Consider the following 24,573-nt stretch of genomic DNA (forward strand, 5'->3'; position numbering starts at 1 on the left):
AGCCTATTGCCCAGTCCCGTGTTAATTGGGCTCGAAGCTGACAAAGGCGCGGTCGAGGCTTTTGGCGCGCCAGGAAAAATTAACAACGTTTAACTCGTCCTGCGTCCGCTCTACACCCAAAACTCCAATTCTGTAAGCGTTGTCGTCGACTGCGAACCGTTGATTTTAGCTTCTAAAATCAAGCGCAGCCTGCGGCGACACCTACATGGATTTTGCATGTCTGGAGGACACCGCAATGAGCAAGGTGGTCGTGGTCTATCACAGCGGCTACGGCCACACCCGGGTCATGGCCGAAGCCGTGGCTCAAGGGGTGGAGCGGCACCTGGGCAGCACCTGCCGGCTGATCGCGGTAGAAGAGGTGGACGAGCACTGGGAGCACTTGCACCAGGCCGACGCAATCATTTTCGGCGCCCCGACCTACATGGGCAGCGCCTCCGCCGCCTTCAAGGGCTTCATGGAAACCACGGCCGCGTTTTACCTGGCGCAGCCGTGGCGCGACAAGCTGGCTGCCGGCTTCACCAATTCCGGCTGCCTGTGCGGCGACAAACTCAATACCTTGCTGCAGATGGCCGTGTTCGCCGCCCAGCATTCGATGATCTGGGTCGGCCTCGACCTGTTGCCCGCGCGCTCCGGCACCGGTGTGTTCGACGGGCAATTGAACCGGCTGGGCAGCTCGCTGGGCGCCATGGCCCAGTCGAATGTCGAACAGTCCCCCGACCTGGCGCCGCCCCCTGAAGACCGCTGCACCGCCGCCCATCTGGGTGAGCGGGTGGCGCGGCTGGCCGAGCGCATGGGGCCCGTATCCGATTGATTCACCCCAACCCCCACGTAAAGGAGCACGCCTCATGAGCACGTTCACCACCCGCGACGGCACCGAGATTTACTACAAGGACTGGGGCACCGGTCAGCCGATTGTCTTCAGTCACGGTTGGCCGCTGAATGCCGACAGCTGGGAATCGCAAATGATCTTCCTGGCGTCCAAGGGCTACCGCGTCATCGCCCACGACCGCCGTGGGCACGGCCGTTCCAGCCAGCCGTGGTTCGGCAACGACATGGACACCTACGCCGATGACCTGGCGCAATTGATCGAACACCTGGATTTGCGCGACGCCGTGCTGTTCGGTTTCTCCACCGGAGGCGGCGAAGTGGCGCGCTACATCGGTCGTCATGGCACCGGTCGGGTGGCCAAGGCCGGGCTGATTTCATCGGTGCCGCCGTTGATGCTCAAGACGGCGGCCAACCCCGGCGGGCTGCCGATCGAGGTGTTCGACGGCATTCGTCAGGCCTCACTGGCGAACCGTTCGCAACTCTATAAAGACCTCGCCAGCGGCCCGTTCTTCGGCTTCAACAAGCCTGACGCCAAGCCGTCCCAAGGCATGATCGACTGGTTCTGGATGCAGGGCATGACCTCCGGCCACAAGAATGCCTACGACTGCATCAAGGCGTTTTCGGAAACCGACTTCACCGAGGACCTGAAGAAATTCGACGTGCCGACCCTGGTGGTACACGGCGACGCCGATCAGGTGGTGCCGATCGAAGCGGCGGGCATCGCTTCGGCGGGACTGGTCAAGGGTTCGACGTTGAAGGTCTACCCTGGCGCGCCCCATGGCTTGACGGACACCCACAAGGATCAACTCAACAGCGATTTGCTGGCGTTTCTGAAGGGTTAATCCCGGAGTATCACAGCAGGGTTGCATCGCAATAACGCAACCCTGCAACAACCCGGCTTGCCGGCGAAGGCGATCGTGAAATCGCCATCGCCGGCAAGCCATGGGCTTACAGGGACAATTGAGGGAGGGAACGCACAACCCGGCAGCGCCAGGCAAACGGATTGATGCCTTCGCTGCGGGTGAACATGTGACAGAAGTGCGCCTGATCGCAAAAGCCGCATTCGAGGCTGATTTGCGTGAGGCTCAGGTCCGTGTGTTGAATCAACAGCTTGGCCCGGGCGATGCGCTGTTGGCGAATCCATTCCTGGGGCGAATGGCCGGTGCTGCATTTGAACGCACGGGAGAAGTGACTGCGCGAGAGGGCGCAGGCCCGGGCCAGCTCGGTGACTTCCAGGCTGTCGCCCAGGCCATCGAGGATCAGTTGCTTCACCAGCCGTTCGCGCTGTGGGCTGAGGCCGCCACTGCCGGTGTTGCAGGGTTCGCTGACCGGGGCGCGGGCGAGGGTTTGCTGTGAGTGAGCCATGTCCAATGTCCGTGTCGGTGGGAATGCAACGGCGTACGGCCTGTTGGCCAGTGCCTTCCCTCTGGAAGAAAAACAGCTCTGCGCAGAGGTTTTCATTCTTGGGCGCGGCCCTGTGGCTGACGAGTTAAACGTTGTTAATTCCTCCCGGCTGAAGCGGGCAGTTTTGAGTAAAGTCAGAGACAATCATTGCCTTCGCGCCTGGCTAATCACACAAGGGAACCGTGCCCATGAACCGTAACGATCTGCGCCGTGTAGACATGAATCTGCTAGTGATTTTCGAAGCCTTGATGTTCGAAAAAAACCTGACCCGCGTGGCGGAAAAACTGTTCATGGGCCAACCGGCGGTCAGTGCTGCCCTGGGGCGGTTGCGCGACCTGTTCGATGACCCGCTGCTGTTGCGCAATGGCCGTGGCATGGAGCCGACCGCGCGGGCGCTGGTGATTCTCAAGGAGCTGCAACCGGCGATGGACACCATCTCCGGGGCGGTCAGCCGGGCCAAGGAGTTTGATCCGGCGACCAGTTGCGATGTGTTTCGTATCGGCCTGTCGGACGATGCCGAGTTCGGCTTGTTTCCGCCGCTGTTGCGTCAGTTGCAAGAAGAGGCGCCAGGCATTGTCGTGGTCGTGCGCCGGGCCAATTACCTGTTGATGCCGGCGTTGCTGGCATCGGGGGAAATCTCCGTGGGCGTGAGCTACACCACGGACCTGCCGGCCAATGCCAAGCGCAAGAAACTGCGCGACATTCCCTGCAAAGTGCTGCGTGGCGACACGCGGCCAGGGACTCTGACCCTGGACGAATATTGTGAACGGCCCCATGCCATGGTGTCGTTTTCCGGGGACCTGAGCGGCAACATTGATCTGGACCTGGCCAAGCTCGGTCGCACCCGCCGGGTGGTATTGGGTGTGCCGCAGTTCAGTGGCTTGCGCGCGTTGCTTGCCGGTACTGAAATGATCGCCACGGTGCCGGACTACGCGGCCTGCGCATTGGTGGAAGGGTGTGGCTTGCGTGCCGAAGACCCGCCGTTCGCCATCGACGCGGCGCAATTGTCGATGGCCTGGAGCGGGGTGCATGACAATGATCCGGCGGAGCGTTGGTTGCGTTCGCGGATCAGTCAGTTCATGTCGGTGCCATTGCCGATTCCGGGTTGATCGTGTTCGCCTTCGATCTACTGCAGGAGCTGGGTTGTCGGGGCGCCGCATCGCAGCGATGGCGGCCTGACAGCCGACCTGTGTGTTGTTGACCGCGTACATATCCGTTTCCGCGGTAACGGCGACTTAGGGTTTCGCCCTTACGGCGACTCACTTTTTTACAAGCGCCTAAAAAAGTAAGCAAAAAACGCTCGCCCCGGCGTCCGGCCCCTCGCTAAGGCTCGGCGTTCCTTCGCTACGGTATCCATCCGGGGACACTGCCCTCCGGTCTGCTTCGCGACGACCTATATGCAGCGTGTTCGACTGCGTCGAACGGCGCTGCGCGCCACTCCCCGGATGCACACCTCCACTCAGCCTCCCGAAGGGGCGGGTGGATCAAGATCAAGCGCTGCAGGCGAGCTAACGCTCGGCCTGATGAGTGGTGACGAGCGGGGTGGCGCGCCTTGCCTTTCTGTAGGAGCGAGCCTGCTCGCGAAGAACGTCCGGGCAACGCGGGCATTCAGACAGCCCGCGTCATCGTTGACGTCCATCGTCGGAACGCCGCCCGGAGCAAGCTCGCTCCTACAGGCACCTATGTCGCCCTGTGGACGATAGCCTCGCGCAAAAAGAGCACGTACATCCAATTTTTCCCGCCCTGGCCCCGTCACTATCGAATCAAGTTCCGGCGCCTCCATGCCGGTCGTTTTTCATTTGTGCGGGGCGGTCATGATTGTTTCGCGTTGGGATGAACGGGCCAGGGACGTCGGGCTGCTTTTCTTGCGGGTCAGCGCGGCGTTGTTCCTGTTGTGGGTGCATGGTTTGCCGAAGCTGCTCAACTACGCTGTCGAGTTGCAGCGCATCGAAGACCCGTTCCACCTGGGGGCGAATCTCACGCTGATGCTGGCGATTTTTGCCGAAGTGCTGTGCCCGTTGCTGATCGTCGCCGGGGTGCTGGTGCGTCTGGCCTGTCTACCTATTCTATTTGTGCTGCTGGTGGCGTTGCTGATCGTGCATCCGCAATGGAGCTTGGCCGAAGGCCAGTTCGGCTGGCTGCTGTTGATTCTGTTCACCAGCATCCTCATCGCCGGGCCGGGGCCGCTGGCGTTCAATCACCGATTTTCCGGAGCCTTTCGTTATGCCTGAATCCAATTTGCTCGACACACCTGTGCGCGGTTTCGAAGAGGTTGTGACGCTGATCATCAAGCACCGGGTCAAGGCCGGGTTTGAAGCGCCTTACGAAGCCTGGCTGCGCAACATTGTCCGAGTGGCCGGGCAGTGGGACGGGCACTTGGGGGTGGACGTGGTTCGTGGCAAGAACGCCGGTCTCGACACCTACACCTGCGTCTTGCGGTTTTGCTCCACCGAGGCGATGCAGCGCTGGCTCGACTCGGAGCAGCGTCAGGCGCTGATCAGCGAAGCCACACCCATGCTGGCCGACGGCGACCAGACCGAAGTCAACCCGGTGAACGAATTCTGGTTCGCTCCAGCGTCCGAAGCGGGCTCGCCGCCGCCACGCTGGAAGCAGGCCGTGGTGACGCTGTTGGTGATTCTGCCGCACACCTTGCTGGTGCCGCTGCTCTGGGGCCCGCTGTTGAAGCTCAATGCCTGGCTCTCCAACTACGTGGTCGCGACATTCCTGATCACCCTGACCATCGTGCTGTCGGTGGTGTACCTGTTCATGCCAATGGCGACGCGTCTGTTCGCGCCTTGGCTGTCCTCTTCCACTCAGACCAAGGAAACGCGATGAACGCCGATCTGATTCTGTTCAATGGCCAATTTCATACCGTTGACCGTGAGAAGCCCCTCGCCAGCGCTGTGGCCATCAGCGACGGCCGCTTCGTCGCCGTTGGCAGCGATGCCGAAGCCATGGCCCTGCGCGGTTCAGCCACGCAAGTGATCGACCTCAAGGGGCGCTGCGTCATTCCGGGCCTCAACGACTCGCACTTGCACTTGATCCGTGGCGGCCTGAACTACAACCTCGAACTGCGCTGGGAAGGTGTGCCGTCCCTGGCCGATGCCTTGCGCATGCTCAAGGACCAGGCCGATCGCACGCCGACGCCGCAGTGGGTGCGGGTGGTGGGGGGCTGGAACGAATTCCAGTTCGCCGAAAAGCGCATGCCGACCCTGGCAGAACTCAACCAGGCTGCGCCGGACACCCCGGTGTTCGTGCTGCACCTGTACGACCGAGCCTTGCTCAACCGTGCCGCGTTGCGCGTCGCCGGCTACACCCGCGATACGCCGAACCCGCCGGGCGGCGAGATTGTCCGGGATGCCAATGGCGAGCCGACCGGCATGCTGGTGGCACGACCCAACGCGATGATTCTGTACTCGACGCTGGCCAAGGGGCCCAAGTTGCCACTGGAGTATCAGGTCAACTCGACACGCCAGTTCATGCGTGAGCTCAACCGCCTGGGCCTGACCAGCGCCATCGATGCCGGCGGTGGTTTCCAGAACTACCCGGACGATTACCAGGTCATCGAGCAGTTGGCCAAGGATGAGCAACTGACCGTGCGCATCGCCTACAACCTGTTCACCCAGAAGCCCAAGGAAGAACTGACCGACTTCAAGAACTGGACCAGCAGCGTGACCCTGCACCAGGGCGACGATTACCTGCGGCACAACGGCGCCGGGGAAATGCTGGTGTTCTCGGCGGCGGATTTCGAGGACTTTCTCGAACCGCGCCCGGACCTGCCGCAAACCATGGAAGACGAACTCGAACCGGTGGTGCGCCATCTGGTCGAGCAGCGCTGGCCGTTCCGTCTACACGCCACCTACAACGAATCCATCAGCCGCATGCTCGACGTGTTCGAGAAGGTCAACCGCGACATCCCGTTCAACGGTTTGCCCTGGTTTTTCGATCACGCCGAAACCATCACCCCGCAGAACATCGAGCGGGTGAGGGCGCTGGGGGGCGGCATTGCGATTCAGGATCGCATGGCGTTCCAGGGCGAATATTTCGTCGAGCGCTACGGCGCCAAAGCCGCCGAAGCTACGCCGCCGATCAAACGCATGCTGGCCGAAGGCGTGCCGGTGGGCGCCGGCACCGATGCGACGCGGGTGTCGAGCTACAACCCGTGGACTTCGCTGTACTGGATGGTCAGCGGCCGCACGGTCGGTGGCATGGAGTTGCATGCCGAAGGCCTGTCACGCCTGACCGCCCTGGAACTGTTCACCCACGGCAGCGCCTGGTTCTCGTCCGAACAGGGCAAGAAGGGCCAGATCAAGGTTGGGCAATTGGCGGACGTGGCGGCGTTGAGCGCGGACTTTTTCAGCGTCGACGAAGAAGCGATCAAGTGGATCGAGTCGGTGCTGACCGTGGTCGGCGGCAAGGTGGTGTACGCCGCCGGTGATTTCGAAAAACTCGGGCCGGCCAGTGTGCCGGTGCTGCCGGACTGGTCGCCGGTGGTGAAAGTGCCGGGGCACTGGCGGCCGAACTCGCCCTTGCAGGCGCAGGTTCACCAGTGCAGCGGGCCTTGCAAGGTGCACTCCCACAGCCATGAGCGGGCGCGACTGTCGAATGCGCCGGTGAGTGATTTCGCCGGTTTCTGGGGCGCCTTCGGCTGCTCGTGCTTTGCCTTCTGACGAATACAAAAAAGCGCCGGCCCGATGGCCCGGCGCTACCTGCAATAACCATCCTCCAAGGAGTTTCTTATGAGCAACGTTCCGTACAAACGCCTGAACAAAGACGATGCCGTTGTACTGCTGGTTGACCACCAGACCGGCCTGATCTCGCTGGTGCAGGATTTCTCGCCCAACGAATTCAAGAACAACGTGCTGGCCCTGGGTGACATCGCCAAGTTCTTTAAACTGCCGACCATCCTCACCACCAGTTTCGACAGCGGCCCGAACGGCCCGATCGTGCCGGAGCTCAAGGCACAATTCCCCGACGCGCCGTTCATTGCGCGCCCGGGCCAGATCAACGCCTGGGACAACGAAGACTTCGTCAAGGCAATCAAGGCCACCGGTCGCAAGCAATTGATCATCGCCGGTGTGGTGACCGACGTGTGCGTGGCGTTCCCGACCCTGTCGGCCATCGCCGAAGGCTTTGAGGTGTTTGTGGTGACCGACGCTTCCGGCACCTTCAACACCACCGTGCAACAGGCCGCCTGGGCACGCATGTCGGCTGCCGGTGCACACCTGCTGAACTGGTTCTCGGTGGCGTGCGAGCTGCAGGGCGACTGGCGCAACGACATGGAAGGCCTGGCCAACCTGCTGTCCGAACGCCTGCCGAACTACCGCAACCTGATCAACAGCTATACCAAGTTCACTGCCAAATAAGCCGTCTCACTGACACCGCGAAATGCCCGCCGTTGCGGGTAATGCTGTCCTGTAGGAGCGAGCTTGCTCGCGATGGTCGTTAACGATAACGCGTGTTTACTGGCTAAACGCGGTGTTCTCGAGTCCATCGCGAGCAGGCTCGCTCCTACAGTGGTTCAAACATCGCACCAACGCGCGGGCATTTTTGCCTCAACGCTTTTGCAACCAGCCGAGAAAACCGCCTTTCTTGACCGCCACCGGTTTGCTCATCAACGCCAGACGACTGTTCTGCTCCCGCACAGCTTGCAACTTGTTCAACGCCTGGCCGACTTCGCTGCGCTGCTCCATGCAGTGGCGGGTGAGGGATTTGTCGAGGCGGTAAATGATGCACGAAGTCAGGGTAGTGAACGTGGCCTGCGAGGGGGTGTCGGCGAGGATGCTTTGTTCGCCCATGACCTCGCTCGGTCCCATCCGGCCGGCTTCGGTTTGACCAGCGCCGTCGGGCACCGAAGCGCTGACGACACCGGTGGCAATCACATACAAGTAGTCGGGCACTTCACCCAGTCCCAGCACTACCTGACCGGCTGCGTACTGTTGCGCGGTCATGGACTGCGCCAATTGATCGCGTTCGTCTTCACCCAGCGAACGGAAAATCTTCACCTCGTCGAGCAAGGCTCGCGCCCGTGTCGAAGGCTCGATCACACCGTCGAGCTGCCGGGAAATGCCGGCCGCTTCCAGGTGTCGATGGGCCAGGTCGAACAACTGATTGCGCACTTCGCTTTTTTTGCCGAGCTCGGCGATGAAACCGCTGGCCACATACTCGGACAGGGTTTCGCCGGCCTCCTTCAAAACCGCTTTGGGTGCCGGGTTCAAGAGCAGGCTGCTGCTGCCTTGAAGCGTACGGTCCAGCGCGTCGAGGACTCGACGCGGACGAATGTGGTTAGGCACTTGAATGCTGATCGACACCCCGTGCATGTTGCTCGGGCGACTGAGGTTGACGATCTTGGCCTTGGCCGCCACCGAGTTCGGCACCACGGCGGTACTGCCGGCGCTGGTGAGCAGGTGGGTGGCGCGCCAGTCAATGTCCAGCACCTTGCCCTCGACGCCGTCGATCGAGATCCAGTCATCCACCTGATACGGCTTGGTGGTGTTGAGCACGATGCCGGAAAACACATCGCTCAGGGTGCTCTGCAACGCCAGGCCGACCACGATGGCCACCACCCCGGAGGTCGCCAGCAGCCCCTTGACCGGCAACTCCAGCACGTAGCCCGCTGCGGCGACGATCGCGGCCAGAAACACCAGCGCGCCGATGACATCCTGCAACAGCCGGCCGCTGTGACCGATGCGCCGCATCAGCACCAGGCCAATGACTTCGGTGAGCACCCGCGCCGCGTACAGCCACCAGAGAATCCCCAGGGCCGTGGCCCCCAGTTGCGCCACGCGATCATCGGCGAACAACGGTGCCTGCAACGGACTGACGCCTGCATTGATGATGAGCGTGCTGAAGACCAGGAACAGGCCGGTGCGCCAGCCGATTTGAGTGACGCGATGCTTGAACGGTGCGAGATGCCAGAGCAGTGCATCGATCACCAGCAACAGGGCGCTCCAGGACAGCAGGTGAGCCAGGAGAAAGGACATGGGCAAACTCCATTTAAAAAGGTTCTTCACGGAATTCCGGAATACAAAGCTAATGCAATACCTGTAGGAGCCAGCCTGCTGGCGATGGTCGTGAACGAAAACGCGGGGAACCTGACGCCCCGCGGTGTTCTCCAGCTCATTGTCGGAACGCCGCCCGGAGCAGGCTCGCTCCTACAACATTGGTTCGAAGGCAGACTATTTACAGGACTCAGTTCAAGTGTGTCTTGAGCTCCAGTGCTGCCTGACGCACCGCTGCCTGGACTTCCGGAATCTGGCTCAGCGGATTCAACAGGCCGAAGTCGTGGATCATGCCGTTGTAGCGCACCGCCGTGACCGGCACGCCCGCCGCGTCGAGGTGACGGGCATAGGCTTCGCCTTCGTCGCGCAAGACGTCGAATTCGGCTGTCTGCACCAGGGCGGCCGGCAAGCCTTTGAGCTGTTCGGCGCCGGCCTTGAGTGGCGAGGCGTGGATCTGCGCACGCTCGGCCTTGTCGGTGGTGTAGTTGTCCCAGAACCACTGCATCATGCCCTTGGTCAGGAAGTGGCCCTCGGCAAATTGCCGATACGAGCCAGTGTCGAACTGCGCGTTGGTCACCGGCCACATCAACAGCTGGAAGCGCAGTGCCGGGGTTTTCTGTTCCTTGGCCATCAGGGCAACGACTGCGGCCATATTGCCGCCGACGCTGTTGCCGGCCACGCCCAGGCGCTGGCCATCGACGCCGATGTCCTTGCCGTGCTCGGCCACCCAACGGGTCGCGGCGTAGGCCTGGTTGATCGCGGTCGGGTAATGCGCTTCGGGCGATGGTGTGTAATCGACATACACCGCGACGGCACCGGAACCCACCACCAGGTCGCGAATCAGCCGCTGGTGCGTCGGGAAGTCGCCCAGTACCCAGCCGCCACCGTGGAAGAACATGAACACGGGCAATTCACCGTTGACCTTGGCCGGGCGCACGACTTTGAGGTTGAGGGTCTGGCCATCGACCTTGATCGCCCGGTCGCTCACCTCGACACCGGACAGGTCCACTTTCACCGAGGCCTGGGCGCCGGTCAGCACCGCACGGGCATCTTTCGGGCTCAGTTGTTCCAGCGGTTTGCCACCCCCGGCAGCGAGGGCTTCGAGGAAGGCCTGGGTGTTGTGTTCGACGCCGGGGCTGCCTGCGGCGAATGCATTGCCGATGGACAGGGCGAGGAGGGAAGCGGTCAGGGTTTTCTTGACGATGTTCATGGCAAATCCTTTTAAGTGCTTGGACGTTGTGTACCTGGGTTTCAGGTTGCTGTTGGCTGTTTGATTCAGGCCTCAGCAACACCGTGAGCACAGATTAATAGGGTGCCTAAACGGGAAAAAGCCGCTATAAAGTGTTTGACTGTCAACCGGGATGTGACAATGAACCCCTTCGAAGATATGCGTATTTTTTGCCAGGTGATGGACTCCGGCAGCTTCACGGCCGCTGCCGATCAACTGGGGCTGTCCAAGCAATTTGTCAGTCGGCGCTTGATGCAACTCGAAGAGCGCCTTGGCGTGCGATTGCTCAATCGTTCGACCCGGCGACTGGACGTCACGCCCCTGGGGCAGAGTTATTACGAATCGGCCCTGCGCTTGCTGAACGAGGTCGAGCAAGTGGAGCAGGGCATTGCCGGCCAGACCACCGAACCGCGCGGCACCCTTCGCGTCAGTGCGCCGCTGTCCTTTGCCCTGGCCCATCTGGGGTGCTTGCTGCCGGTGTTTTTGCAGCGCTACCGCGAGGTCACGGTGGAAGTGGACTTGAGTGACCGGCCGGTGGACCTGCTGGGCGAGGGCTACGACCTGGCGCTGCGCATTGGCATACTCGAAGACTCGACGCTGATCGCCCGCCGCATCGCTTCCATCCAGCGAGTGTATTGCGCCAGCCCGGCTTATCTGAGCGAGCGTGGCACGCCGCTCAAGCCCGAAGACTTGCACAACCATGACTGCCTGCCTTATGGCCACGGCCGTCAGGTGCAATGGCGTTTCGCAGGGCAGGGCAAGCCGCTGGCCGTCAACGTCACCGGGCGCATGCGGGTCAACAACGGCGAGTTGCTCAAGGACGCAGCGATTGCGGGGATGGGCATCACGTACCTGCCGACCTTCATTGTCGGTTCGGCATTGAAGGACGGGCGGCTGGTGTCGGTGCTGGATGAGTTTCGAACCGAGCCCCTGACCCTGTCGGCGGTGTACCCGCAACACCGCCAGTCATCGCGACCGGTGCAGGCGTTGATCGAGTTTTTGCGCGAGCGGCTGGATCAGAGTGATGGGGTGGGCCATTGAATAGGGATGGAGCCTGATAGACCGCCTTCGCTGCGAGGCGGCGGCCCGACAAGCCAGCTCCCACAGTTTTATGGGCATACACACAAATGTGTGACTGCCCATAAAACTGTGGGAGCGAGGCTTGCCCGCGATGGGGCCGGCACATCCAGCATCGATGGTGCCTGACACATCGCCTTCACCGGCAAGCCAGCTCCCACAGATCGTATGTTGATGAGTGAATGTCAGGTCCGTTTGTCATCGCCTGCTTCGCCACCCACATGTACGCCGCGATCATCCCCGACTTCGCCAGCACGATGGACTCCGCGATCGTCCCCGACTTCGCCGGCACGATGGACTCCGCGGTCGTCACCTACCTCGCCGGCACGATGAACGCCGTGGTCATCGCCCGGTTCTGCGTGGCTGCTGTTGCGTCCCGATCCGGAGGAGGCTGTGCTGCCGCTGTGCCCCGAAGCATGGTCGCTGCCGCTGTTGCCGCTGTTGCCGCTGCTGCCACTTCCACCGTGACCACTGCCGCTTCCACCACTTCCGCCGCCACCACCACCGTGGCCGCCACCGTTACCACCACCACCGCCGCCACTTCCGCCACCACCGTGGCCACCGCCACTACCGCCACTACCGCCACTACCGCCACTACCGCCACTACCGCCACCACCGTGGCCTCCACCGCCACCACCATGGCCGCCGCCACCTCCACCACTCCCCCCTTCTTTTGCGTGAGCGCTCGAAACCCCGGACAGGTTGTCCGGAATCAGTACGGTAGATGCCGACAGAACCGCGCCAATTGCAACAGCCAGCATAAGCTTGTTCATGTGCATATCGATCTCCGTCTTCTTCTTCAGGTGGAACGTTGATAAACAATGCAATGCATTGCTTTATTCAGCAGGAACCGTCGATAAACACCTCAACGTCCCGCTTTATTCATTTGCAACGTCGATAAATCGTTCATCGCGCTGCCAGACCCGACGCCAGGGCTCAGTGAATGCTCGAGGCCAGTTCGAAAATGGGGATGTACATCAGGATCACGATCACTCCGATCAACAGGCCGATGAAGGTCATCAGCAAGGGTTCGAACAAGCGCACGAACCATTCGATCCAGCGGCTGATTTCTTCGTCGTAGAAGTCGGCGCTGCGCTCCATCATTTGCCCGAGATTGCCGGACTGTTCACCGGCACGCAGCAGGCGCAGGGACACCGGGGTCACCAGATGATTGAGCTCCAGCGCCGTCGACAGCGATTGCCCTTCGCGTACCCGCTCGCACGCCTGGTCCAGGCGTGTGCGCGAAGCCACCGTGAGCAGGCCACGGACCATGCCCATGGCGGTGACCAGGGGAATGCCGCCTTGCAGGAGGATCCCCAGGGAGCGATAAAAACGCGCCAGTTCGTACATGAAAATGCGCTGGTGCACCGCCGGAAGTTTTTCGATCAAGTGGTCCACGCCCCGGCGAAAGGCCGGTTGGCGCTTGAGCAACACCAGGACGACGATGATGGCCAGCAAGGCGCCGAAGAACTCGCCCTGGTGGGCGTGCAGGAACATGCCGCTGCTCATCAGGATCTGCGACAGCCACGGCAGGTTTGACCCCAGTCCTTCAAACACCAGACTGAAGCGCGGCACCACATAGCCCATCAGGAACAGCACCACGCCACCCCCGACCACCAGCAACAGCATGGGGTAGATCGAGGCGCTGATGATCTTCTGGCGGACCTCGTCCATGCGCTGGCGATAGCTGACATAGCGGCCCAGGGCTTCGCCGACGGCGCCGGTCTTCTCGCTGGACTGCACCAGGGCCACGTACAACGGCGGGAACACCGCCGACAACTGGGCCAACGCCTGGGAAAACGACTTGCCTTCATAAAGCAGGCGCACCAGCTCGCTCAGGGTCTTGCGGGCCTGGGGCGCGGTTTCTTTTTCCGCCAGGCTTTCGAGGGCATCGATCAACGGCAGGCCGGCATTGAGCAAGGTGGTCAGTTCCTGGCTGAACAACACCAGGTTGAACGTCTCGCGCTGCTTCAGGCGCAGCGCCCGCCAATGACGTTCGGCGTGCAGGCTGACCACCCGCAGGCCCTGGTCTTCGGCGATGCGCCGCGCCTCGCTGTGACCCGGTGCCTCGACGGTCATGGAAACCACGCCGGCCTTGCCGACGGCTTTGAGATGAAAACGCAGGGTGGCCATGTCCGTCACTGCCAACTGGTGACTTCAGCGTTCTCGCCTTCGCCGCCGGGTTGACCGTCCTTGCCCATGGACAGCAGGTCGTACTCGCCGTTTTCGCCAGGGTAGCGGTAGCTGTAGTTACGGCCCCACGGGTCCTGCGGCAGCTTTTTCTGCAGGTACGGACCGGTCCAGTGGGGCTCGTCACTGGGCGCGGTGACCAGCGCCTGCAAACCCTGTTCGGTCGACGGGTAATGGCCGACCTCGAGTCGATACAAGTCCAGTGCCTTGCCCAGTCCTTCTATCTGCGCCTTGGCCACCTTCACTTCGGAGCGGCCCAACTGAGCGAAATATTTCGGCGCGACGATGCCGGCCAACAACCCCAGCACCACCAGCACCACCAACAATTCGAGCAGAGTGAAGCCGCGTTGGGCACGCGGGGCGAAACACAGTCGCTGATTCATGATGACCTCACACAGTCGGCAGAAGGGTCGCAACAGGGCCTTATGCAATTGCCATGCAAAGGGTTGGTCAAGGCTTGGGCATCTCCCTGTAACCCGCATGCCACGGGCTTCTGCGCTTTCGGCACAGTGCTTGCGTATGGCTGATTCACGACTGGTCATTGGGGCATAACCCCCATTTTTCGGGGCCGGGCAGGGGAGGCGGAACAATGAAAACACTCACCACGGGAATGCTCGGCTGCCTGCTGCTGGCGGGCGTCGCTCAAGCCGATGTGTTCGTGTCCACGGATGCCAGGGGCAACTTCGTCCTGTCCAATGTCCACCGCCCCGGCCGGCACTATGAACGGGTCATTCACGAGCCCTCGGCGGCGGTGGTCAGCCTCGATCAACAGCCGCAGATGATTGCCGCGCAACCCTACGCCGAGCTGGTGTCGGCGGCGGCCACGGCCAACCAATTGCCGGCCGCGCTGCTGCACGCGGTGATCAAGACCGAGTCGGCCTACAACCCCAGTGCGGTGTCCGCCAAGGGGGCCGGTGGCTTGATGCAGTTGATGCCCGACACGGCCCGCGAGATGGGCGTGACCGACGTCTACGACCCCAAGGCCAACATCCAGGGCGGCGCCCGTTATCTCAAGCGGCTGATGACCCTGTTCGACAACGACATCGCCCTCGCCGTAGCCGCCTACAACGCCGGGCCGCAAGCGGTGCTCAGCCGTGGCGGGGTAATCCCGCCGTTCGCCGAAACCCAGCGTTATGTGCCCAGCGTGCTGCGCCAGTACCGGCGTTTGCAGGGCTTGTCGGCCGACGCCCCGTTGTGAACGTAAGCCGTGGGGTGGTTTTCCCCAACATTGGGGCAGGGTGGCCCCGGCGAAAAAGTGGGGAATAAGTGGGGAATTATCCCCCGATGTATCAAGTGATAATCGTAACTAGCTGAAAAATAAACGTAATTTTTATGGCATGCAGATTGCTCAACGGAGTTGTCGAGAATTATTCCCTGTGAGCACCCACAGCGAGGCCCGTGATCATGACCGGCATTTTCCACGTTCCATCCGTCTTTCATTTGTTGCTGCTGGTGGCCTCGATGTTCGGCGTCGAGTTGGCCGAAGCGGCTGCGCGCTGTGAGCGCAATCTGGTGGCCAACGTCGTGGCGCTGGATCAGCCGCTGATGTTCAACCGCCTCGGTGCGCAAAACGTCAACGGCATGATGTTCGCCCTGCGTCGCGATGTGGTCGATGACCACGAGATCTCCCTGGCACAGGGCGGTGCCGCGGTGCCGGGCAAGGTGTCGCTGCGCCCCGACAAGCGTCCGCGTCCGCTGGTATTGCGGGTCGCCGCCGGCGATTGCCTGACCATCAACCTGCAGAACCTCCTGGCCTATCAGGCCAACCCCGGTTCGCACGAAAATGGCGGCGTGGAAGGCGAAGTCGAAGTCGGCAACGAGAATGCCTTCAAGGTCGATGAGCAGGTCTCTGACCGCCATGTCGGTTTCCAGGTCAACGGCATGCAAGCGGTCAACACCATCGACGACATCGCTTCGTATACCGGACGCAACGCCAACACCTTGATCCCGCCCGGTGCCACGCGCAGCTACACCTTGTACGCCGAGCGTGAAGGTGCATTCGCCGCCAGCAGCCGTGGCGCGACCTTCGGTGGCGAAGGGGCGGCCGGCAACGTGGCCAACGGGCTGTTCGGCGAAGTGGTGGTGGTGCCCAAGGGTGGTCGCACCTACCGCAACACCGTGACTGAAGAAGAGATGCGCCTGGCCACCACCGGGCGCACCCCGGCCGGCCAGCCGATTGTCGATTACCAGGCGCGCTACCCGCAGCGCCAGCCCTGGATAGGTGAAGGCAAGGCCGGCACGCCGATCATCAACATGGTCGACGGCAACGAAATCATCTCCAGCGAAAGCGACGCCATTGTCATGGGCAGCAACGCCGACGGCAGCTTCCCGCCCTCGACCTATCCGCTGGAATCGGTGGGCAAACGCAACCCGGCGCTGCCCAATCGTCTGGAGCCGTTCCGCGATTTCGCTTCGCAGTTCCAGGATGAAACCGCCGCGACCCAGGCGTTTCCAGGCTACTGGGCCGACCCGGTCATGGCCCACGTGCTGGAGCCGACCCGCGATGGCTTCATGATCAACTACGGATCCGGCGGCATGGGCGCCGAGGTGGTGGCCAACCGACTGGGCGTGGGGCCGATGCACGATTGCCTGTCCTGTGCCTATGAAGAGTTCTTCCTCAGCGCTCACACCGTCGGCGACGTGGCGATGCTGGTGGACGTACCGGCCAACGCCGGACTGGAAAACATCCGTCCCGGTGAAGTGCCCAAGGCCGATCAGGTCGGGGTCAAGGCGACCATGGCGCTGTATCCGTCCGAGCCGTCCAACGTCAACCACAGCTACATCGGCGACTTCGTCAAATTCCGCAACACCCACAACGGCCATGAGCAGCACATCTTCCACCTGCACGGGCATCAGTGGCTGTTCAACCCCAACGACGACAACTCCGACTACGTGGACGCCCAGGGCATCGGGCCGGGCGCCGGCTACACCTATGAAATCGCCAACGGCGGTTCGGGCAACCGTAACCGGGTAGCGGGCGATGCGATCTATCACTGCCACTTCTACCCGCACTTTGCCCAAGGCATGTGGAGCATGTGGCGGGTCCATGACGTCTTTGAAGAAGGCACCAAACTCGAAGTCTCGCAACAGGGCGCCGACGGTTACCACAGCGAACCCTATGCCCTGCGCAGCGGTAAACCGGCAGCGGGTGCACGGGCGTTGCCCGATGGTGAGATTGTGGCCGGCACGCCGATTCCGGCGGTGGTACCGCTGCCGGGCAAAGCCATGGCGCCGATGCCGGGCAAAGTCGCGGTCGTACCGAAAATCAGCGAGTCCCAGGTGGCCGCCAATGACGATGACGACGATGAAGAGGGCGACGATGACAGCGGGCATCATGGCGGTAGCGCCCAGGCGATTGGCTCGCTGGCGCTGGTGGATCGCAGCGAAGCCAACCGCAATGCCGACGGCAGCCTGAAAAACCCGGGCTATCCCTTCTGGATCGGCGGCATGGAAAGTTCGGTCGGCCAACGCCCGCCGACCCCACCGCTGGACATGCTCGACGCCGCCAAGGCCCAGGCCTTGAAGTCGAGTGGCAATGCCTTGTGGGCCAACCTCGACCCGGCTCAGTCCGGTGGCTGGGATGGCGGCCTGGGGCGTCACTCGCTGGACGGTTTCGCCTCCGGCGGCGAGGCGCACACGGTGACCACGTCCCTGGATTTCTCCAAGGAAGTGACCCGCGCCAAACCGCTGTACCTGCCCGAAGAAGGCACCGAAGTCGAACAGGCGGCCATGGCGTTCCACGCCAAAAAAGACCACCCCAGTTTCGCCGTGCTGCCGGGCAACCAGGTGGTGGCGCGCAACTTCCGCACCAACGGCGCGCTGCCGATGGCGGGCGCACCGTACTACGAACCGTGCATGGATGACCGGGCCAAGCGCCTGACCAGCAGTGCCGGCAGCGGTGAGTTCAACAGCGGTGAGCGGATCGACGGCATGTCGTTCAGCGGTGCCTCGACCTTCACCGCCGACCGTCCGCGCATCTACAAGGCGGCGAACATCCAGTTCGACGCGGTGTACAACAAAGTCGGCTACCACTTCCCGCAGGCGCGCATTCTCGCGCTGTGGGAAGACGCCTGGCCGGTGATCACCAAGCAGCGTCCGCCAGAGCCGCTGGTGATGCGCATGAACACCTTCGATTGCGTGCAGTACCAGCAAACCAACCTGGTGCCGGCCATCTATGAGATGGATGACTATCAGGTGCGCACACCGACCGACGTGATCGGCCAGCACATCCACCTGCCGAAATGGGACCTGACGGCGGCCGACGGTTCGGCCAATGGCTGGAACTACGAGGACGGCATCCTTTCCCCGGGTGCCGTGCAGGAACGCATCCATGCCATTCGCCAGTTCAACCAGTGCGAAGGGACCGACCCGCGCGACGGCACGGCCGCGTGCCCGAAAGCCAAGGTGCACCCGTACTTCGGCCAATACGGCCGGGCCGACTGGGTCGGTGCGCGTACGGCGATGCAACGCTGGTTCGTCGATCCGGTGGTGAACACCAAGGGCGTCGACCGTGGCCTGGGCACCATCTTCACCCACGACCACCTCGGCCCATCGACGCACCAACAGATCGGCCTGTACGCCACCGTGCTGGCCGAACCGGCCGGTTCCACCTGGTTCCACGCCGAAACCGGCGAGCCGTTGTACAGCGGCGCGCGGCAGGACGGTGGGCCGACGTCGTGGCAAGCGGTGATCTCTACCGGCGACCTGGACGGTGACGGCAAGAACGACAGCTTCCGTGAGTTCTTCCTCGAATACAGCGACTTCCAGCACGCCTATGAAGCCGGGGTGTACGTGGGCGCCGGTCCCAATGGCATTCCTGACGCGCAAAGCTTCCCGGCCACCGCCGACAGCTTCCGCTACGCGATCAATCCGCCGGTGCGCAAGGAAGCCGAAACCTTGCTTGAGCAGGTGGTCGAAGCCCGTGGCGGTCTGATGCCAGGCTGCCCAAGCCGGCCTTGCCCGCAGGCAATCTCGGTCGATGACCCCGGTATGTTCGTGGTCAATTACCGCAACGAACCGCTGGCCCTGCGGGTGTACGACCCGAACAAGGTCGGCCCGGACGGCAAGCGCGGCATGCAGGCCGATGGCCTGGGCGGCGACCTGGCGTACGCCATGCAAAGCCGTACCGACCGTGCGATCCCGGCGATGAACCTGGCGCCGAACCTGATCACCGCGGCCACCGGTCCCACCGGCGGCACCACTTTGTTCCCGCCGCACATCAACAAGGGCGGCGCCGAACCGGGCGATCCGTTCACCCCGATGCTGCGCACCTACACGGGCGACAACGTGCGGCTGCGGGTGCATGCCGGCGGTCACGAAGAGGAGCACAACGTCACCCTGCACGGCGTGAAGTGGCTGCAAAGCGGTTCCGGCTTCGGCAACAGCTCCAACTCCGGCTGGCGCGCGTCGCAGATGATCGGGATCTCCGAGCAGATGGGCTTCATCGCGCCGGTGTCGATGCTCTCCAGTTCGGCGGCCACCACCGGTGACTACCTGTACTCGATGGACGCCTCGCTTGAGGGTTACTGGAGCGGAATCTGGGGCGTGATGCGCAACTACACGGCCCAGCGCAACGACCTGTTCGCGCTGCCGAACAACCCGAAACCGGCCGGCATGCGCAACACCGTGGCCTTCGATGGCACCTGCCCACGGTACGGCGCCAACCCCAACGGCATCGGTACCCGGCCGACCCCGCAACGCAACTATGAAGTGGTCGCGGCCCTGGCCAACGACATCCTCGGCAACCCACTGGGGCTGGCCATCGGCGACTCGGCGGGGCTTGGGCAACACGTCGGCGGGCCGTTGAATCCGGCCGGTGGCACCCTGGTCTTCAACTCGCGGGCGGTGAGCATTCCACAAGTCACCGTGACCGACCCTGAAGACGGTCTGACCTTCACCATCGGCGGGCAAAGCGGGCCGTTGCATGACCCGACCGCGATCCTCTATGTGCGCAAGGCCGACCTCGATCCGGTCACCGGCAAACTCAAACCCGGCGTGCCGGTGGAACCGCTGGTGCTGCGTGCGGCGGCGGGTGACTGCATCAACATCACCCTGGAAAACCGCCTGCCCGGTGTGATGCCGGACCTGCCCCAGATGGCCACCGTGATGGGCATGGTCAAGCGTGACCGCAACGACGGCGAGGGTTCGACCACCTTCAGCAATAACCTGCTGCGGCCATCGAGCACCGTGGGCCTGCACGCGCAATTGCTGGCTTACGACATCACCAAATCCGACGGCACCAACGTCGGCACCAACCCGATCCAGACCGTGCCGCCACGGGTGGGCAACACCGGGCCGTACCCGACCCGTACCTATCAGTACTACGCCGGGCACCTGGAGCGTGAAGGCAAGCCGATCACCCAACTGGGCCGCAGTGTCGACAACATCAACGCCACGGCGGTGGAGTTCGGCGGGCTGAATATCACGCCGGCAGACGTGATCAAGCAGCCGCAAAAAGGCCTGGGCGGAGCGATGAGCATCCTGCCGGTCGGCGCCACCTGGACGGAGGACACACGCAAGGTCAATGCGACCGTCACTGCACCGGGGCAAACCCCTTATCGCGACTTTGCCATGGTCTGGCAGAAGGCCTTGAACATGCGCTGGGCCAATGGTCGTCCGGTGGAAGGCATAGCCTCGGAGGCGGGCGTGCCGACCGATCCACAGGACAACTCGAGCATGGCCATCAACTTCAAGACAGAGCCGATGTGGTACCGCTTCGGCCTGGCCCCGGATGCGCCGTTCGGCCACGCCGACGGTCATGGCTACGGCGATGTGCAGAACGCGCACATGGCCTTCAGCAACGCGTTGGTGGGCGGCGATCCGCAGACGCCGGTGCTGTACGTCAAACCGGGTCAACCGTTCCGCACGCACATCCTGATGCCGACCGGCGGCAGTCGCGGCACCACCTTCCAGCTCGACGGACACGTCTGGTCGGTCAACCCGTTCCTGTCGGAGAAGAGCGACACCGGTGGCTACCCGATGGGGACGCCTGGGGTGGGGTCGGTGCGGTTTGGCTACAACCCCATGTCGATGTACATCGGCGCCCACGAAAGCATCCTGCCGGCGGCGCACTTCAGCTTCATGCACCCGAGTGCCGGGGGCAGCAACGCAATCCCGGGTGATTACCTGTTCCGTGATTACGGTGCTTATGGCAACGCTGCCGGGCTGTGGGGATTGCTGCGGGTGACCAACGAACCGGAGCCGGCACCGGCGCCGTAGGCCCGGGAAACAACGCAACACCTGTGGGAGCGAGCCTGCTCGCGATGGCGGAGTGTCAGACACATGAATGTTGGATGTGCCGGCCTCATCGCGAGCAGGCTCGCTCCCACAGGGGGCGATGAGGCAGACACAGATCTGAAGGGGAGTGTTGGCATGAACAGGACCATCAAAATCGCCAGCGGCGCGTTCAACGAACCGGAGCCGGCACCGGCGCCGTAGGCCCGGGAAACTACGCAACACCTGTGGGAGCGAGCCTGCTCGCGATGGCGGAGTGTCAGACACATGAATGTTGGATGTGCTGGCCTCTTCGCGAGCAGGCTCGCTCCCACAGGGGGCGATGAGGCAGACACAGATCTGAAGGGGAGTGTTGGCATGAACAGGACCATTAAATTCGCCAGCGGCGCGTTGATTGTCGGCGTGGCGCTGATCTGCCTCGGGGTATGGCGCACGTCACCTCCGGCCTTGCTCAGCGATGTTGCGTCGCCCGATGCCCGGAGCGGACAGTCGCTGGAGCGTGACGGCGTGTCGGTGGCGCTCGACGTCAAGCCGCTGGGCGCGGACGGCGTACTGCGCGAAGGGCAGTTCGCCGACGTGCAGTTCCGCATTACCGACAAGGCTTCCGGCCAACCCTTGGCGGGCGTTGCACCGGGCGCCTGGCTGGACCCGGAGACCGTCGCCGCCGACCAGGCCCAGGGCCGCGAACAGAGTTGCAAGGCGCGGGTCGGGGTGTTCCTCAAATCGAGTATCGGCGCGCGGCCCTTGCTCGATCTCAACAGCTACTTCCTCATGGTGATGAACCGCGATGCCAGCGTCTCGGTGGTCGATCCGTCGGTGTCGGTGGGCGGCATTACCAGCACCCTGGCGCGGATCGACATCAAGCAACCGCCGATGGACTGGGTCACCCCCAGGGATAACAAGCGGGTGTTCGTGTCGATGCCGACGGCGGGTGAAGTCGCAGTGATCGACAGCGAGCAATTCAAACTGGTGGACTCGGTGGCAGCCGGCAGCCACCCGGTACGTGTCGCGCTGCAACCGGACGAACGCCTGCTGTGGGTCGGCAACAACGCACCGGCAGCGGAGCAGTCCGGGGTCACGGTGATCGACACCCACAGCCTGAAAACCCTCAAGCACCTGGCTACGGGGGGCGGCCATCACGAAATCGCCTTCAGCAAGGACAGCCGTTTCGCCTTCGTCACCAATCGCGACGACGGCACCTTGAGCATCATCGATATCGCCAGCCTGACCATCATCAAACAACTCAAGACCGGCTCGCACCCGTTGTCGGTGGTGTACTCGCCGCTGTCCGGCGCAGCCTATGTGGCGGATGGCCGGGACGGCACCATTACCGTGGTGGATGCGCCGAGCCAGTCGGTGCGACGGGTGATCAAGGTCAAGCAGGGCCTCGGCCCGATGGGGTTCAGCGCCGACGGGCGTTTCGGCATCGTGCTCAATACCCTGGAGAACCAGGCCTCGGTGATCGACGCCGCCACCGACTCGTTGATCCATGAACTGGACGTGTCCGCCGAGCCCTATCAGGTGGTGTTCACCAAGGCCTACGCCTACATCCGCGGGCTGGCGTCGCCCAAGGTCACGATGATCAACCTGGCGTCACTCGGCGAAGGCCGTACGCCCATCAGCCAGGGCTTCGAAGCCGGGCCCCAGGCGCCGCGCCTGGCCGGTGACCTGCCACTGGCGGCGAGCCTGGCGGTATCACGGGATGACAACGCGGTGTTTGTGGTCAACCCGGTGGACAACACCACCTACTTCTACGCCGAAGGCATGAACGCCCCGATGTCCGGTTACCCCAATCGCGGGCAAGTGGCACGGGCGGCGCTGGTGATCGACCGCAGCCTGCGCGAAGTCGAGCCGGGGCTGTACAGCGCACGGATCAAGCTGCCGCCGGCCGGGCGTTTCGACGTGGCGTTCCTGCTCAATCAGCCGAACATCATCCATTGCTTCACCACCGTGGTCGAGGCCGACAAGAACCTCGATCACCTCGCTGGCGTGCCAAACGTGGAGTTCATGCTCGACACCTCCACCGCTGCTTTGGGCAGCCCGTATGTCGTGCGTTTCCGCATCGTCCAGGGCAAGCAGAAAACCGAACGCAGCGGGGTGAAGGACGTTCAGGTGCGCTACTTCCTGGCCCCGACTTCGCGGCCTCGGGAAGTCGCGGCCCTGGAAGTCGGCAACGGCGTGTATGAAGCCCCGGTCAACCTCAATCAACAAGGCGCCTGGTACCTGCACGTGCGTGCGGCGTCACTGGGGGCGAATTTCGGCGACCAGACCTTTGCCAGTGTTCGGGTGACCCCCGGCCAGACTCATTGAAGAGGACATCGACATGAACCGATTTGCACACCGTGGCCTGCTGACCTTCTGCCTGTTGGCTGTTGGCATCGGCCAGGCACTGGCCCACTCGGCGGACGAACATGCCGGTCACGACATGCAGCCCAAAAGCGTCAGCCCGGAGAGCACCCAGGTCAAATTCGCCGACGTGGCGCTGGTGGACCAGAACGGCCAAACCGTGCGCCTGGAAAAAGACCTGGTCAGCAACAAGATCGTGGTCATGAGCTTCATCTACACCAGCTGCACCACGGTCTGCCCGGTGGTGTCTTCGATCATGGGCAAGGTGCAGAAACAGCTCGGCGCGCGGGTCGGTACCGAGGTGCAACTGGTGTCGATCAGCATCGACCCGCAGCGCGATGACGCCAAGCGCCTGAACGACTATGCCCGTAGCTTCCAGAATGGCCCGGGCTGGAGCTGGCTGACCGGCACCACGCAGTCGGTCAACGAAACCCTCAAGGGCCTTGGCACCTTCAGCGGCGACTTCAAGAACCATGCGCCGTTGATTCTGGTCGGCGATGGCAACAGCCGTCACTGGACGCGTTTTTACGGTTTCACCGACCCGACGGTGCTGAGCCGTGAAGTCGAGAAACTCAGCGGTCAGCGCAATGCCCACGCCAAGCACACGGCCGTCGCTATGGAGCATCAACCATGAGAACCCTCGACCGCATGGCCCTGAGTGCCTGCCTTTGCCTGTTCAGTGCGCTGGCCTTCGCCCACGACGGCCATCAAGAACCGGCACCGGCGTCTGCTGCAACCACGGCACAACCGGCGGGCGGCACCCGCGACGCAAAAACCTGGTTCACCGACACGCCGTTGCAGGACCAGAACGGCAACACCCTGCGCTTCTACAGCGACGCGCTGCAGAACCGGGTGGTGCTGCTCAACGTGATTTTCACCAGCTGCACCGACGCCTGCCCGCTGATCACCCAGAAGCTCAAGCAAGTACGCGAAGTGCTGGGCGACCAGGCGGACGGCATCACCTTTATTTCCCTTACCAGTGATCCGCTGCGGGACACCCCGGCGGTACTCAAGGCTTACACCTTGAAGCAGGGCGTCGATGGCCCCCACTGGCTTTTCCTTACCGGCGACAAGGCGCAGATGGACCTTGTCCTGGGGCGCATCGGCCAGATCGTGCCGACCCCCGAGCAGCACTCCACGCAGTTGATCGTCGGCGACGTGGCCAATAAGCGCTGGAGCAAAATCCGGCCCGATGCACCCGCCGCCGCCATTGCCCAGCGCTTGCAGTTGCTGACAATGCCTGTGGCCGGTCGCTGAGTCCGGGCC

Annotated in this window: 19 protein-coding genes; 13 read left to right on the top strand and 6 right to left on the bottom strand. The window is 62.9% G+C overall.

The window, feature by feature from the left end:
- Positions 1 to 235: 235 nt before the first annotated feature.
- Together JQF37_RS09770 and JQF37_RS09775 are read left to right on the top strand one after the other, a co-directional pair.
- Positions 236 to 811 (top strand): flavodoxin family protein, encoded by a 576-nt coding sequence (locus JQF37_RS09770; protein WP_130207892.1) that lies wholly within the window; start codon positions 236 to 238, stop codon positions 809 to 811.
- A gap of 34 nt (positions 812 to 845) precedes the next feature.
- Positions 846 to 1,670, top strand: a complete 825-nt coding sequence (locus JQF37_RS09775) for an alpha/beta hydrolase (RefSeq protein WP_130207894.1) — start codon at positions 846 to 848, stop codon at positions 1,668 to 1,670.
- Between the two features lie 106 nt (positions 1,671 to 1,776).
- Here JQF37_RS09775 and JQF37_RS09780 read toward each other — a convergent pair whose 3' ends face one another.
- Positions 1,777 to 2,193: an AraC family transcriptional regulator gene (locus JQF37_RS09780; RefSeq protein WP_130207896.1), complete on the bottom strand. Its 417-nt coding sequence runs from the start codon at positions 2,191 to 2,193 to the stop codon at positions 1,777 to 1,779.
- Between the two features lie 227 nt (positions 2,194 to 2,420).
- On the opposite strand from JQF37_RS09780, the gene JQF37_RS09785 reads away from it, so the two are divergent.
- The 5 genes from JQF37_RS09785 (at position 2,421) to ycaC (ending at position 7,598) form a co-directional block, all read left to right on the top strand.
- Positions 2,421 to 3,341, top strand: coding sequence for a LysR family transcriptional regulator (locus JQF37_RS09785; protein ID WP_130207897.1), 921 nt, complete (start codon positions 2,421 to 2,423; stop codon positions 3,339 to 3,341).
- Between the two features lie 705 nt (positions 3,342 to 4,046).
- Complete coding sequence (locus JQF37_RS09790; protein ID WP_130207898.1) at positions 4,047 to 4,463, top strand: DoxX family protein; 417 nt, start codon at positions 4,047 to 4,049, stop codon at positions 4,461 to 4,463.
- Positions 4,456 to 5,067 (top strand): antibiotic biosynthesis monooxygenase, encoded by a 612-nt coding sequence (locus JQF37_RS09795; protein ID WP_130207900.1) that lies wholly within the window; start codon positions 4,456 to 4,458, stop codon positions 5,065 to 5,067. The genes JQF37_RS09790 and JQF37_RS09795 overlap by 8 nt, the downstream gene beginning before the upstream one ends.
- Positions 5,064 to 6,902 carry an amidohydrolase gene (locus tag JQF37_RS09800; protein ID WP_130207902.1) on the top strand — a complete coding sequence of 613 codons (1,839 nt, stop codon included), beginning with the start codon at positions 5,064 to 5,066 and terminating at the stop codon, positions 6,900 to 6,902. Before JQF37_RS09795 ends, JQF37_RS09800 begins: the two co-directional genes overlap by 4 nt.
- Before the next feature lie 69 nt (positions 6,903 to 6,971).
- Positions 6,972 to 7,598: an isochorismate family cysteine hydrolase YcaC gene (ycaC, locus tag JQF37_RS09805; RefSeq protein WP_095942850.1), complete on the top strand. Its 627-nt coding sequence runs from the start codon at positions 6,972 to 6,974 to the stop codon at positions 7,596 to 7,598.
- Positions 7,599 to 7,787: 189 nt separating this feature from the next.
- Here ycaC and JQF37_RS09810 read toward each other — a convergent pair whose 3' ends face one another.
- A complete protein-coding gene (locus tag JQF37_RS09810) occupies positions 7,788 to 9,215 on the bottom strand; it encodes a mechanosensitive ion channel family protein (protein WP_130207904.1) in 1,428 nt (475 codons plus the stop codon).
- Between the two features lie 208 nt (positions 9,216 to 9,423).
- Positions 9,424 to 10,443 (bottom strand): alpha/beta hydrolase, encoded by a 1,020-nt coding sequence (locus tag JQF37_RS09815; RefSeq protein WP_130207906.1) that lies wholly within the window; start codon positions 10,441 to 10,443, stop codon positions 9,424 to 9,426.
- 159 nt (positions 10,444 to 10,602) lie between these two features.
- Between JQF37_RS09815 and JQF37_RS09820 the strand changes: the two genes are divergently transcribed.
- The gene (locus JQF37_RS09820; protein WP_130207908.1) at positions 10,603 to 11,502 is read left to right on the top strand and encodes a LysR family transcriptional regulator; all 900 of its coding nucleotides are present in this window, start codon (positions 10,603 to 10,605) and stop codon (positions 11,500 to 11,502) included.
- A gap of 221 nt (positions 11,503 to 11,723) precedes the next feature.
- Here JQF37_RS09820 and JQF37_RS31340 read toward each other — a convergent pair whose 3' ends face one another.
- The 3 genes from JQF37_RS31340 to gspG all read right to left on the bottom strand — a co-directional run bounded on the left by JQF37_RS31340 (position 11,724) and on the right by gspG (position 14,111).
- On the bottom strand, positions 11,724 to 12,317 hold the full coding sequence (locus JQF37_RS31340) for a hypothetical protein (RefSeq protein ID WP_239142515.1): 594 nt from the start codon (positions 12,315 to 12,317) through the stop codon (positions 11,724 to 11,726).
- 157 nt (positions 12,318 to 12,474) lie between these two features.
- Positions 12,475 to 13,662: a type II secretion system F family protein gene (locus JQF37_RS09830; RefSeq protein ID WP_103406644.1), complete on the bottom strand. Its 1,188-nt coding sequence runs from the start codon at positions 13,660 to 13,662 to the stop codon at positions 12,475 to 12,477.
- A gap of 14 nt (positions 13,663 to 13,676) precedes the next feature.
- The gene (gene gspG, locus JQF37_RS09835; protein WP_130211324.1) at positions 13,677 to 14,111 is read right to left on the bottom strand and encodes a type II secretion system major pseudopilin GspG; all 435 of its coding nucleotides are present in this window, start codon (positions 14,109 to 14,111) and stop codon (positions 13,677 to 13,679) included.
- Between the two features lie 206 nt (positions 14,112 to 14,317).
- Here gspG and JQF37_RS09840 point away from each other — a divergent pair, with 206 nt between their 5' ends.
- The 5 genes from JQF37_RS09840 to JQF37_RS09860 all read left to right on the top strand — a co-directional run bounded on the left by JQF37_RS09840 (position 14,318) and on the right by JQF37_RS09860 (position 24,564).
- The gene (locus JQF37_RS09840) at positions 14,318 to 14,926 is read left to right on the top strand and encodes a lytic transglycosylase domain-containing protein (RefSeq protein ID WP_130211325.1); all 609 of its coding nucleotides are present in this window, start codon (positions 14,318 to 14,320) and stop codon (positions 14,924 to 14,926) included.
- A 206-nt stretch (positions 14,927 to 15,132) separates the two neighbouring features.
- Positions 15,133 to 20,946 (top strand): manganese-oxidizing multicopper oxidase MnxG, encoded by a 5,814-nt coding sequence (gene mnxG / locus JQF37_RS09845; protein WP_130211326.1) that lies wholly within the window; start codon positions 15,133 to 15,135, stop codon positions 20,944 to 20,946.
- Between the two features lie 372 nt (positions 20,947 to 21,318).
- The gene (locus JQF37_RS09850) at positions 21,319 to 23,271 is read left to right on the top strand and encodes a YncE family protein (RefSeq protein WP_130211327.1); all 1,953 of its coding nucleotides are present in this window, start codon (positions 21,319 to 21,321) and stop codon (positions 23,269 to 23,271) included.
- Positions 23,272 to 23,284: 13 nt separating this feature from the next.
- On the top strand, positions 23,285 to 23,941 hold the full coding sequence (locus tag JQF37_RS09855) for an SCO family protein (RefSeq protein ID WP_130211328.1): 657 nt from the start codon (positions 23,285 to 23,287) through the stop codon (positions 23,939 to 23,941).
- The gene (locus JQF37_RS09860) at positions 23,938 to 24,564 is read left to right on the top strand and encodes an SCO family protein (protein ID WP_130211329.1); all 627 of its coding nucleotides are present in this window, start codon (positions 23,938 to 23,940) and stop codon (positions 24,562 to 24,564) included. The genes JQF37_RS09855 and JQF37_RS09860 overlap by 4 nt, the downstream gene beginning before the upstream one ends.
- Positions 24,565 to 24,573: the final 9 nt, after the last annotated feature.

The sequence above is a fragment of the Pseudomonas sp. MIL9 genome, from assembly GCF_016887925.1.
GTDB classification, from domain to species: Bacteria; Pseudomonadota; Gammaproteobacteria; order Pseudomonadales; family Pseudomonadaceae; genus Aquipseudomonas; species Aquipseudomonas mohnii.